This window comes from Thermus neutrinimicus, from assembly GCF_022760955.1.
In the GTDB taxonomy this organism is placed as follows: domain Bacteria; phylum Deinococcota; class Deinococci; order Deinococcales; family Thermaceae; genus Thermus; species Thermus neutrinimicus.
The window spans coordinates 54,489-65,455 of the sequence record NZ_JAKTNU010000013.1 but is presented as its reverse complement, the minus strand read 5'-3'; the positions used below and the strand labels follow the sequence as shown (position 1 = coordinate 65,455).

At 65.6% G+C, this 10,967-nt stretch carries 11 protein-coding genes and 1 tRNA gene; 6 read left to right on the top strand and 6 right to left on the bottom strand.

The window, feature by feature from the left end; genetic code table 11:
• Positions 1 to 103 precede the first annotated feature (103 nt).
• The 5 genes from L0C59_RS08435 (at position 104) to L0C59_RS08415 (ending at position 4,335) form a co-directional block, all read left to right on the top strand.
• Positions 104 to 180, top strand: a tRNA-Pro gene (locus L0C59_RS08435).
• Between the two features lie 40 nt (positions 181 to 220).
• Positions 221 to 1,711 (top strand): PhoU domain-containing protein, encoded by a 1,491-nt coding sequence (locus tag L0C59_RS08430; RefSeq protein WP_243090917.1) that lies wholly within the window; start codon positions 221 to 223, stop codon positions 1,709 to 1,711.
• Between the two features lie 10 nt (positions 1,712 to 1,721).
• The gene (locus L0C59_RS08425; protein WP_243090916.1) at positions 1,722 to 2,237 is read left to right on the top strand and encodes an RsmD family RNA methyltransferase; all 516 of its coding nucleotides are present in this window, start codon (positions 1,722 to 1,724) and stop codon (positions 2,235 to 2,237) included.
• Positions 2,238 to 2,723, top strand: coding sequence for a pantetheine-phosphate adenylyltransferase (coaD, locus tag L0C59_RS08420; RefSeq protein WP_243090915.1), 486 nt, complete (start codon positions 2,238 to 2,240; stop codon positions 2,721 to 2,723). It abuts the gene before it with no gap.
• Positions 2,724 to 2,742: 19 nt separating this feature from the next.
• A complete protein-coding gene (locus tag L0C59_RS08415; protein WP_243090914.1) occupies positions 2,743 to 4,335 on the top strand; it encodes an aldehyde dehydrogenase family protein in 1,593 nt (530 codons plus the stop codon).
• Between the two features lie 64 nt (positions 4,336 to 4,399).
• On the opposite strand, the gene aroH is transcribed toward L0C59_RS08415, so the two are convergent.
• Positions 4,400 to 4,768, bottom strand: a complete 369-nt coding sequence (gene aroH, locus L0C59_RS08410; RefSeq protein ID WP_243090913.1) for a chorismate mutase — start codon at positions 4,766 to 4,768, stop codon at positions 4,400 to 4,402.
• Between the two features lie 68 nt (positions 4,769 to 4,836).
• Here aroH and L0C59_RS08405 point away from each other — a divergent pair, with 68 nt between their 5' ends.
• A complete protein-coding gene (locus L0C59_RS08405) occupies positions 4,837 to 5,490 on the top strand; it encodes a PIG-L deacetylase family protein (RefSeq protein ID WP_243090918.1) in 654 nt (217 codons plus the stop codon).
• Here L0C59_RS08405 and L0C59_RS08400 read toward each other — a convergent pair.
• The 5 genes from L0C59_RS08400 to serS are packed head-to-tail and all read right to left on the bottom strand — an operon-like array spanning position 5,378 to position 10,967.
• Positions 5,378 to 6,754 (bottom strand): chloride channel protein, encoded by a 1,377-nt coding sequence (locus L0C59_RS08400; RefSeq protein WP_243090912.1) that lies wholly within the window; start codon positions 6,752 to 6,754, stop codon positions 5,378 to 5,380. The genes L0C59_RS08405 and L0C59_RS08400 overlap by 113 nt on opposite strands.
• Positions 6,754 to 7,863, bottom strand: a complete 1,110-nt coding sequence (locus L0C59_RS08395) for an amidohydrolase family protein (RefSeq protein ID WP_243090911.1) — start codon at positions 7,861 to 7,863, stop codon at positions 6,754 to 6,756. Before L0C59_RS08395 ends, L0C59_RS08400 begins: the two co-directional genes overlap by 1 nt.
• Positions 7,844 to 8,626: a GNAT family N-acetyltransferase gene (locus L0C59_RS08390; protein WP_243090910.1), complete on the bottom strand. Its 783-nt coding sequence runs from the start codon at positions 8,624 to 8,626 to the stop codon at positions 7,844 to 7,846. The genes L0C59_RS08395 and L0C59_RS08390 overlap by 20 nt, the downstream gene beginning before the upstream one ends.
• Positions 8,599 to 9,708, bottom strand: a complete 1,110-nt coding sequence (gene menC, locus L0C59_RS08385; RefSeq protein WP_243090909.1) for an o-succinylbenzoate synthase — start codon at positions 9,706 to 9,708, stop codon at positions 8,599 to 8,601. The genes L0C59_RS08390 and menC overlap by 28 nt, the downstream gene beginning before the upstream one ends.
• The gene (gene serS / locus L0C59_RS08380; protein ID WP_243090908.1) at positions 9,699 to 10,967 is read right to left on the bottom strand and encodes a serine--tRNA ligase; all 1,269 of its coding nucleotides are present in this window, start codon (positions 10,965 to 10,967) and stop codon (positions 9,699 to 9,701) included. The genes menC and serS overlap by 10 nt, the downstream gene beginning before the upstream one ends.

Genomic DNA, 10,967 nt, shown 5'->3' with positions numbered 1-10,967 from the left:
CTTGGCTAAAATGCAAGCGGAGTCGGTCCCCCAGTCTCAGATGTATTGACCGATTACAACCCTTTGACCTTTTGGGCCTTCTCCCCTATACTGAACTCCGCTACGGGGAGTAGCGCAGCCCGGTAGCGCACCTCGTTCGGGACGAGGGGGTCGCTGGTTCAAATCCAGTCTCCCCGACCAGAAGGCCAGCCCTTTGGCTGGCCTTTCGTATACTCCTCCCGTGGGCTTTCTGGCGGGCCTTGCCCTTTTGCTTTTGGGGTTACACCTGATCGGGGAAGGGCTTTCCGCGGTGAAGGGCAAGAGGTACCTGCTGGCCCGGGCTTTTTCCAAGCCGGGGAGCCTTTTCCTCTCCGGTTTTCTCCTGGGGCTTCTCTCGGGTAGCGGCACCGGCCTTTCCCTTCTCGCCTTGGGGCTTTTGGAGGGCGGAATCCTTTCCCTGGGGCAGGCCGCCCTCCTTTCCTTGGCCGCCACCGCGGGGGCCAGCGCCTGGGTGGGGGTGGTGGCCCTGGCGCAACGGGAGGTGGCCGAGGTCCTTTTGGCTTTGGGCCTTCCCCTTTTCCTTTTTCGGGGAGGCCGAAGCGGAGGGCTAGTGCTCTTGGGGTTGGGCCTTCTTTTCCTGGGGTTTTTGGAGATGGGTCAGGGAGCCAGGTCTTTTGCGCCCCTTTTAGGCCTTCTGAACCCTGGTCCAGGGGCCTTATACCTGGTGGGGGCCCTCCTGGCCTTTTTTCTGGGAACCGCCAACGGGGTGGCGGCCCTGGCCCTGGCCCTTCTGCCCCTTTTGGGACACGAAGGAAGCATGGCCTTGACCCTGGGGGCAGGGGTGGGGGCATCTGGGGCCCTTTTTCTGGCGGCCTTGGGGGGCAGGCGGGAAGGGTGGGCCCTAGGGGTCGCCCTTTTGGGGCATCGCTTTCTCCTTTCCCTGCCCTTTTTGCTTTTGCTTTGGCCCCTGGCGGGCCTAGGGGTGGTGGGGCTCCACCTTCTAAGCCACCTGGCCTATGCCCTCGGTTTTCTGCCCCTTCAGGAGCGTTACCTGCGCCTTGTGGAAACCCTCTTTCCCCGCCGCACCGTAAGCCCCAAATACCTTTCCCTCGAGGCCCTGCAAACCCCTAGCCTGGCCTACGCCCTGGTGCAGCGGGAGCTGGGCCGGGTGGCGGATGCCGTGAGGGACATGCTGGTGCGGGCGGTACGGATCCTGGCCCAGGAGGAGGGGGGTGAGGCGGAGCTTTTGGCCCTGGAGGACAAGGTGGACCGGCTTACCCGGGAGGTGGTCCTCTACACCGCCGAGCTTTCCACCCGCACCCAAGACGAGCGGGCGGTGCGGTTTTTCGTGGCGGCCAGCGAGCTTGAACACCTGGGGGATCTGGTGCGCCGGGTGGTGCGGCAGGCAGAGAAGCTTTGGGCGCAGGGCCTCACCTTTAGTCCCGAGGGCAAGGAAGACCTTCTGGAGGCGGGAAGGTTGGTGCTGGGCCGCTTGGAACGCATGGCGGCCGCCTTGGCCACGGGGGACAAGGCCTTGGCGGAGGGGGTCTTGTCGGGGGAAGGGGAGGTGGCGGCCTTTCTGGACCGTCTGCGGCGGGCGCACCTGAGCCGTTTGGAGAGCGGGAAGGCGGAAAGCCGGGCCACCACCTTGGCCCACCTGGACCTCCTCATCACCCTGGAGGAGGTCTCCGGTGGGGTGGACAGGCTTTGCCGCCTGGTCCTGGAGCTTTAAGCTAGGAGGCGTGGTGAGGATCCTGGGCGGCAAGGCCAAGGGGGTGCCCTTGAAGGTTCCGGCCTCGGCCAGGCCCTCCCCCGTGCGCCTGCGAAAGGCCCTTTTTGACTATCTGCGCCTCCGCTACCCCAGGCGGGGCCGGTTCCTGGACCTCTATGCGGGGAGCGGGGCGGTGGGCCTCGAGGCGGCCAGCGAGGGTTTTGAGGCCACCTTGGTGGAGAAGGACCAGGAAGCGGTGGCCTTGCTTAGGGAGAACCTCCGCCGCACGGGGCTAAGGGCCCGCATCGTTCCCCTTCCCGTGGAGGTTTTTCTGCCCGAGGCCAAGGCCCGAGGCGAACGCTACACGGTGGCCTTTATGGCTCCGCCCTATCCCCTGGACCTGGTCCAGGCCTTTCAGGCCCTCCTGGGAAGCGGTCTTGTGGAGAAGGGAGGGCTCTACATCCTCCAGCACCCCAAGGACCTGCACCTCCCCTTTGGGGAGCGGCGGGTTTACGGGGAAAACGCCCTTACCCTGGTGGAGGCTTAGATGCACGTGGTCTATCCCGGAAGCTTTGACCCCCTTACCAACGGCCATTTGGACGTGATCCAGCGGGCCAGCCGCCTCTTTGACCGGGTCACGGTGGCGGTGCTGGAAAACCCCAACAAGCGGGGGCAGTACCTGTTTACCGCCGAGGAGCGGTTAAACATCGTGCGGGAGGCCACCGCTCACCTGCCCAACGTGGAGGCCCGTACCTTTTCCGGCCTTCTGGTGGATTTCGTGAAGCAGGTGGGGGCCCAGGCCATCGTCAAGGGCCTGAGGGCGGTTTCTGACTACGAGTACGAGCTCCAGATGGCCCACCTGAACCGCCAGCTTCTCCCAGGCCTGGAGACCCTCTTCATCCTGGCCGCCACCCGGTACTCCTTTGTCTCCAGCACCATGGTGAAGGAGATCGCCCGCTACGGGGGGGATGTGTCCAAGCTGGTGCCCCCGGCCACCCTTAGGGCCCTCAAGGCCAAGTTCGGCCAGGGGTAAAATTCCTTCGGAGGTTGCCATGAAGGCCTTTTCCGGCAAGTATGGGAACACCTTGGAGTTCGGCCACCTCATCGGAGGGGATGAGGTTTTTGAGGGAAGGGTTTTGGAGAGGCGGAATCCCTCGGACCTCGAGGACCTGGTGGCCCGTTTCCCCGAGGGTACCAAGGAAACCCTGAGGAAAGCCGCCCTGAAGGCGCGGGAGGCCTTCAAGGAGTGGAGCGCAACCCCAGCGCCCGTGCGGGGGCAGGTGCTTTTCAACCTGGCCAAGATCCTGGAGCGGGAAAAGCCCACCCTGACCCGGCTCATGGTCAGGGAGGTGGGAAAGACCTTCAAGGAGGCGGGGGGGGATGTCCAGGAGGCCATCGACACCGCTATCTTCTTCGCCTCGGAGGGGCGGAGGCTTTACGGCCAGACCGTGCCCAGCGAGATGCGGAACAAGGAGCTCTTCACCTTCCGCAGGCCCTTGGGGGTGGTGGGGATGATCACCGCCGGGAACTTCCCCATCGCCGTGCCTAGCTGGAAGCTGATCCCTGCGGTCCTGGCGGGCAACACCATGGTCTGGAAACCTTCCGATGACTCCCCGGCCCTTTCCTATATCTTCGTGAAGCTCTTTGAGGAGGCGGGCCTGCCTCCTGGGGTCATCAACGTGGTCTTCGGCGGCGGGAAGGACTCCACGGGCCAGTGGCTGGTGGAGCTCATGGACGAGGGCCTCCTCAACAAGTTCGCCTTCACCGGCAGCACCAAGGTGGGACGCTGGATCGGGGAGGTGGCGGGGCGGAACCTGATCCGGCCCACCCTGGAGCTCGGTGGAAAGAATCCCTTGGTGGTGATGCGGGATGCCGACCTGGATCTGGCGGTGGAAGGGGCCTGGTGGAGCGCCTTCGCCACCGGGGGCCAGCGCTGCACCTCGGCGGGCAACATCATCGTGGATGCGCCCATTTATGACGAGTTCAAAAGGCGCTTCCTGGAAAGGACCGAGGCCACGGTGGTGGGCAACCCCCTTCTCCACCCCGAGGTCACCTACGGCCCCTTTATCAACGAGCGCCTGTTCCAGCGGTGGCTGGAGCACTACACCTGGGGACAGGAGGATGGGGCCACCCTGCTCTTGGGTAAGGGGCGGATCACCCGGGAAAACCCCTATCCCCGTTTCCGGGGGGACCTCGAGGCGGGTCTTTACGGCTGGCCCACGGTGTGGGAGGCCAGGCCCGGCATGCGCCAGTTTGCCGAGGAGATCTTTGGCCCCACCATCAACCTGGTTAAGGTGGACGGCATCGAGGAGGCCATAGAGGTGGCCAACGCCACCCCCTACGGCCTATCCAGCGCCATTTACACCAACCACCGCCACTGGGCCTACCTCTTCAAGGTGGGGATCCGGGCGGGGATGACCAGCATCAACAACACCACCGTGGGTGCCGAGGCCCACCTGCCCTTTGGCGGGGTGAAGGCCAGCGGCAACGGGGCCCGGGAATCCGGGATCTGGGTCATAGAGGAGTACACCTACTGGCATGCGGTGAACGAGGAGTACTCGGGCCGCCTCCAGCTGGCCCAGATGGATACGGGCTACGTGAGCCCCAAGGCCCCGACCCCCTGGGCCGAGGTCCTGGGTTTCTAGGGCATCCCTTTTCGCTAGGTTCTTTAGTCCCACCAAGCGGGGGTCTTTCCCAAGGTGGGGGCTATTACTGGGCGCTTTCCAGGTCGGGCCGTAGGCGCACCGCATCCCTGAGGTAGACGTGGCGCACCTGGTCCTGGGGGGTTTCGGTGTTCCAAAGGGCCAGGACCCGGATGACCCGGGGCAGGCTTCCTGGAACCGGCACCTCCCGGGCGGAGAGCAGGGGAACCCGGTGCATGCCGATCTGCCGGGCAGCCTCGGCGGGGAAGGCCGAACACAGGTCCTCTGTAACCGTGAAGATGATGGCTGCCAGCTCCTCATGGCTTTGGATGCCGTTTGCCTCCAGCATCTTCAGGAGAAGCTCCCGCGTGGCTTGGTGGATGGCCTCGGGCGTATCCTCCTCCACGGTGATGGCACCCCTGATGCCCCGGACCATAGTTGCGCTCCATGCTAAGGGGTTTTAGCCCCTGATACAAGACGGGTAGACTTGGGGTTGTGAATCTGATGGCGGTGTTCGCCCATCCCGATGATGAGATCGGGGCTACAGGCACCCTGGCCCTCCACGCCCGGCGGGGGGACCGGGTGCTTTTGGTCTGGATGACGAAGGGGGAGCTGGCAAGCCAGTTCGGGGGGATGGAGGAGGCCAGGGTGGCGGAGATACGGGAGGGGCACGGGGCCCATGTGGCGCGGCTGATTGGGGCCGAGTACCGGTTTCTCCCTTTTCGCGACACCTTTCTCACCGGGGGCAGGGAGGAGGCCCTGGCCTTGGCTCGGTTGATGGCGGAGTTCCAGCCGGATGCGGTGATCACCTGGGATTCCCTGGACGTCCACCCCGACCACCGGGCCACGCACCAGGCGGTCTTGTCCGCCTTGAAGTTCTGCCGCATACCCAAACTTGTGGGGGAGGCGCACCGGAAGCCCGTACGGCTTTACCACTATCCCAGGAAGGAGGTTTTGCGGCCGTGGGTCTATGTGGATACCACGGCCACGCAGGAGGTGGCCGAGGCGGTGTTTGCCTTTTACCAGGAGTTCTACCGCTGGCCCCTCACCCTGGAGGAGTTTCGCGCCCGTCGGCGGCTTCGGGGTCAGGAGGCGGGGGTTCCCTTTGCGGAGGCCTTTCAGACAGACTCCCCCCAGGCGTGGCCTGCCCTTCCCTGACGCCCTCCGTGGGATTGTAGGCGGGGGTGAGCACGTAGGCCAGGAGCACCGCGGGTAGCACCAGGGGCAAGGTGGCGTACCCGCCCCACTCCGCTGCCAAAACGGTGGCGGCAAAGGGGGCACGGGCTACCCCCGCCAGCACCGCCACGCCCCCGGCTAAGGCCAGGGTTTCTGGGGGAAGGGCCAGGGGACCCGGAAGATGGGAGAGGAGGGCTCCCAAAAGCCCCCCTAGGACCAGGGCAGGGGTGTAGGGGCCTCCGTAGGCCCTGATTCCGCTGGCCAGGAGGAGGAGAAGGAGCTTGGCGAAAAGCAGGGACAACACGGCCATGGGAGGTACAAGGGGGGTGGTGGCCACGGCTACCCAGCCCAGGCCGCTCCCCAAGGCCTCGGGCAGGAAGAGGAGGGCTAGGGCCAGGGCTAGGCCCATGAGGGCGTGGCGCCAGGGGTAGGGAAAAGGGCGGATGCGGACTTCCAGGAAGCGCGAGCCTTCCACCCAAAGGGTGGCCAGGGTAGCAGCCACCAGCCCTATCAGGGCCCCGGCGGGGAAGGCCCCCACGTCCACCTGGGCCTGGAAGGATAGGAGGGGGGTGTAGCCAAAGAAAGCCCCGTAGACGGCAAAACCCGCCAAGGCGCCGATCAGGGCTGGGGTAAGAGCCCGCGCCTCGAGGAGGAGGCGTTGATACAGGATCTCCGTGGCCAGGAGGGCCCCGGCCACGGGAGCGTGCAGGCTGACCCCAAGCCCGGCGGCAAGCCCGGCGAAGGCCAGCCCTCCGCCAAGCCGGGGAAAGCGGCGGTCCAGCCCCCGGCCTAGCCAAAGCCCCAGCACCCCAAAGGGCCCCTCCCGCCCCATGGGGGAGTAAAGGGAAAGCTGGAGCACACCGCCCAAAATGGCCCGCCCATGGGAGGAAGGAGGGCTTAGCCGGTCTTCGCGGGCCTGCAGGAGGAATGCGGCAAGCCCCTGCCCGGTTCCCAGGAGGCTGGTGAGGGCGAAGAGGAGGGGCAGAAGGAAGGCCAGGGGCCAGGAGGAGGGTCCAGTGAAGGCCTGGGCTAGGCCTCCTTCCCCTGGGGGCTCGGGGGCCAGGTACCCAAAGAAGAGGCCAAAGGCCTGGGTCAGGGTCCTCAGCAAGGCGTTCAGGAGGGCCAGGAGGAGGCCAGCCAAGGCTCCGGTGAAGGCGCTATAGAGGATGAGGGGCCCGGTGTGCCGCACCTCCTCGTCCCAGAGGGTGGGGAAGTTGAGCTGGGGGCCGCGGCCCAAGGGGCGCATCAGAGGGAGTGTACCAGACTGGCGGGGCTTCCCCGGGTCAGGCGGGGGGTGGGAAGGCCCAGGGCCCGGTACCCTCCCCGGGTCAGGGCCCGGACGAGAAGCCTAGGCTCCACCTTTTCCCACAGGAAAAGGGCCTCGTTTCTCACGTCCAGGTCTGGGCTGCTGGCCCGGGAATCCGTGCCCAGGGCCAGTTCCACCCCGTGGCGGGCGTAGAGGTGGACGGGGACTTCTCCCACCTCCAGGTGAGCGTTGGACCGGGGGCAGAGGATCACTTTGGTGCCGGAATCCGCCAGCATCCTGACCTCCTCCTCGTCCACCTGCACCCCGTGCACCAAAAGGGTATTGGGGCCCAAGGCGCCCAGGGTCTGGAGGTAGCGGATGGGGGTTAGGCCCGGGGGTTGAAAGGGGGTTCGGCTGAAGCGTCCGTGGACCTGGGTTAAAACCCCCTCTCCCCTTTGCAGGAAGGCCACCTCATCCGGGCTTTCCCCTGCGTGGATCATGAGGGGGAGGCCCTCGGCCCTGGCGTACTGGGCGAGCCGCTTCAACAGGGGCGCGCTCACCGAATAGGGGGCGTGGGGGGAAAGCCCCACCCTCACCCGTCCTTCCAGGCGTCGCCAGGATTTGACCTTGGCCTGGACCTGCTGGAACACCTCCAGGGCGTCTTGGGGATCCGGGGCAAAAACCTCGTAGAAGGCCACCCCCGGCAGGGGGCTTTCCCGCAGTAGGAACTCCATGACCTCATCCCCAAACACCACGTCAGCAAAGGCCCCTATCCCAAGGCGCAGGAGTTCCTCCAGGCCTTCCTTTGCTGCCTGAAGCCCCCTCTTTTCCCGATGGGCCATCACATGGGGGATGAAGCCGGAAAAGGGCCCCCGGTAAAGGGGATGGAGGGAAAGGTCCAGGTGGGTGTGGGCATTCACCGGGGGTGGGAAGAGGGCCTTGCCCTTGTGGATCACCTCCGCCTGGGGGAAACGGGCCCGAAGCTCCTCGAGGCTTCCCTGGCCCACCACAGTGGGTCCTTGGACCGCTATGGCTCCCCGGAGCATGGGGGTGCCGAATCCCGTGTAGACCACCTCGGCGGTCCAAAGCTCAGTCCTTAGCCAGAACATAGCGGTTAGGATTTCGGGCGAAGTCCACGGCCCGGTAGCCCTGGGCGAAGTAGTGGCCCAGGACCAGGCGGCTGTGCTCCCGCCACGCCAGGGCCAGGGTTGGATCTTCCCGAAGGATCCTTCCCCAGTCCTCGGGGATCTGGAAGAGGAGGCGGGGACCCTCGAGGTCCAAGAAGGCCTCCAGGGGCCTCTCCTCCTCCACCCGGTTGACCTGGGGGAACCCCTCCACCCAGGGTTCAGGGGGCGGGGCGTAGATACGGGTGTAGACCCTTTCAGAAAGGAGTTCCCACTCCGCCAGAAGCCGGTCTGAGGGGGCCCCGGCGTTGATGCCCGTCATGGGGCCGTAGTGGTCGGGAAGGTAGGTTTTGGCGGTGGCCCCAAGCTTCCTGAGGTTGAAGTTGGCGTTCACCCCCCTAAGGGGGTCGAAGGTCCAGACCACCTTCCTCACCCCCCGGGCCAGGCACCAGTCCCGCTGGAAGCGCTTGAGCAAAAGGGCGGCCCCCGTGCCCCGGTAGGCTTCCAGGACCCCCAGCATGTGGGAGTGTTGCAGGCTGGGGTCTTGGGTGGGGAAACCGAAGACGAAACCCACCAGCTTCTCCTCCACGAAGGCCCCCGCCACCAAGCCTCCTTCGTCCTGAACGGCGATGAGAAGGCCCCTGGGCACCAGGTCGCTTTCCGCGCGGCCCCAGACTTCCCGCTGGAGCTCCACCACGGCCTCCATCTCCTCGGGGCCCCTTAGCTCGCGGACATGTACCTTTGCCATAGGGTGATCCGCTCCACCAGGGGAAGCTTCAGGTGCACGCCGATGCCTGGACCTTCGGGCACGTCCATGAGGCCCTCCTCCGCCTCGAGGGCCTCCTCCACGATGTCCTCCTCCCAGTAGCGGCTGGCCGAGCTCACGTCCCCGGGCTTGGTGAAGGCGGGCAGGGTGGCCAGGTGGAGGTTGTGGGCCCGGCCCACCCCCGCCTCCAGCATCCCCCCCATCCAAAGGGGAATCCCGGCGCTTTGGGCCAGGGCGTGGGCCTTGAGGCTTTCCCCATGGCCCCCAAGCCGGGCCGGCTTGATGTTGAACACCCTTCCCGCCCTGAGCTCTATGGCCTTCCTCGCCTTTTCCGAGGAGGTGAGGCTTTCGTCCAGGCAGATGGGGGTGGCGAGCTCCTGCTGGAGCCGGGCGTGGTCCAGGAGGTCGTCGTAGCCCAGGGGTTGCTCGATATAGTCCAGGAAGAGCTCGTCCAGCCGTTTCAGCCGGGGGAAGTCAAAGAGGCGGTAGGCGCTGTTGGCGTCGGCGGTTAGGGTGGCTTCCGGGAAGGCCTGGCGCACCGCCTTCAGCACCTGGTAGTCCCAGCCCGGCTTGATCTTGAGCTTGATGCGCCGGTAGCCTTCGGAAAGGTGCTTTTCCACCGCCTTCAGGGTATCCGTCACCGTGGGCTGGATGCCCAAGGAAACCCCCACCTCCACCCTCCTTCGCACCCCGCCCAGGACCTGCCAAAGGGGTTTTCCCAGCCCCTTGGCAAAGAGGTCCCAGAAGGCCATCTCCAAAACCGCCTTGGCCATGGGGTTCCCCCGAAAAGGGGCGAGGGCTTGGCTTAGGGCCTCGGGGTTGGGGAAGTCCTTTCCCAGAACCTCAGGCAGGAAGACCTCCTCCAGGAGGTAGCGGGCGCCGGCCACGGTCTCCTCCCGGTAGAGGGGGAGCTTTTCCATCACCCCTTCCCCCAGGCCCTCGAGGCCCTCGCCAAAAAGCCTCAGGAGGAGGATGGTCCTTTTGGTCTGCACCCCGAAGCTGGTCTCAAACCGGAACTTCAGGGGTAGCTCCAGGATCCTGAGCTCTGCGGCCTCTAGACGCATGGCTCCAGCACCTCCTTGCCCAGGTAGGGGACAAGGGCCTGGGGTACCCTCACCCGCCCATCAGGGAGTTGGTGGTTTTCCAAAAGCATCACCAGAATTCTGGGGGTGGCCAAGGCGGTGTTGTTCAAGGTGTAGGCGTACTGCACCCTGCCCTCCTTGTCCCGGTAGCGGAGGTCCGCCCTCCGGGCTTGCCAGTCCAGAAGGGCTGAGCAGGAGTGGGTTTCCCGGTAACGCCCCTCCGAGGGCACCCAGACCTCCAGGTCCACCTGCCGCCACTTGCCCGGGCCCATGTCCCCCGTGGAGACCTCCAGGAGGCGGTAGGGAAGTTCCAGGAGGCCTAGGATTTCCTCGGCGTTTTGTAAAAGCTCCTGGAAGGCTTGGTCCGAGGCCTCGAGGCTCGCCTCGGTGAGCACGTACTGCTCCACCTTGTGAAACTGGTGCACCCGCATGAGGCCCCTCACGTCCTTGCCGAAGCTCCCCGCTTCCGAGCGGAAGGCGGGGGCATAGCCGGCATAGCGCTTGGGAAGCTCTTCGGGTTTCAGGATCTCCCCGCTGTGAAGGGCGTTCAACACCACCTCCGCGGTGCCCGTGAGGTAGAGGTCTGTGCCGGCGATGGGCCAGACCTGGTCCCTAGCGGCGGGAAAGTGCCCGGTGCCGATGAAGGCCTTCTCCCTGGCGTAAGAGGGAAGGGTCAAAGGGGTATAGCCCTTTCGCACCATGAAGTCCACGGCGAAGCGGATCAGGGCCAGCTCATACAGGGCAAGATCCCCCCTCAGGGCGTAGGTGCGGCTTCCCGAAACCTGGCTGATCCTGGGCTCCCACCAGCCGTTTTTCTCCAGAAGGCTCACGTGGTCCAGGGGAGGGAAGGAAAACTCCGGGGGGGTTCCCACCCGCTTGATCTCCACGTTGGCGGAGTCGTCGGGGCCCACTGGGGCTTGGGGCCAGGGGGGCAGGGGCACCTGGAGGAGGAGCTCTAAGAGCCGGGCTTCCTTTTCCCGCAAGGCTTCCTCCACCCCCTTGGCCTCCTCCGCCAGGGCCTTGCCCCTGGCCACCAGGTGGGGCTTGGTCTCGGGGGGAGCTTTCGGTACCTCCTTGGCGATGCGGTTGCGCTCGGTCTGGAGCTCCTGGAGCCGGGCCTTTAGGCCCTGCACCTCGGCGTCCAGGGCCAGAAGGGCATCCAAATCCAAGGCCACCCCCTTCAGGCGGATGGCTTCCCGATAGACCTCGGGGTTGCGGCGGAGGTGCTTGAGGTCCACCAT

Excerpts from the sequence above, each read along its gene's own strand:
- coaD (WP_243090915.1), top strand. The coding sequence starts at position 2,238 with ATGCACGTGGTCTATCCCGGAAGCTTTGACCCCCTTACCAACGGCCAT.
- L0C59_RS08415 (WP_243090914.1), top strand. The coding sequence starts at position 2,743 with ATGAAGGCCTTTTCCGGCAAGTATGGGAACACCTTGGAGTTCGGCCAC.
- aroH (WP_243090913.1), bottom strand. The coding sequence starts at position 4,768 with ATGGTCCGGGGCATCAGGGGTGCCATCACCGTGGAGGAGGATACGCCC.
- L0C59_RS08405 (WP_243090918.1), top strand. The coding sequence starts at position 4,837 with ATGGCGGTGTTCGCCCATCCCGATGATGAGATCGGGGCTACAGGCACC.
- L0C59_RS08400 (WP_243090912.1), bottom strand. The coding sequence starts at position 6,754 with ATGCGCCCCTTGGGCCGCGGCCCCCAGCTCAACTTCCCCACCCTCTGG.
- L0C59_RS08395 (WP_243090911.1), bottom strand. The coding sequence starts at position 7,863 with ATGTTCTGGCTAAGGACTGAGCTTTGGACCGCCGAGGTGGTCTACACG.
- L0C59_RS08390 (WP_243090910.1), bottom strand. The coding sequence starts at position 8,626 with ATGGCAAAGGTACATGTCCGCGAGCTAAGGGGCCCCGAGGAGATGGAG.
- menC (WP_243090909.1), bottom strand. The coding sequence starts at position 9,708 with ATGCGTCTAGAGGCCGCAGAGCTCAGGATCCTGGAGCTACCCCTGAAG.
- serS (WP_243090908.1), bottom strand. The coding sequence starts at position 10,967 with ATGGTGGACCTCAAGCACCTCCGCCGCAACCCCGAGGTCTATCGGGAA.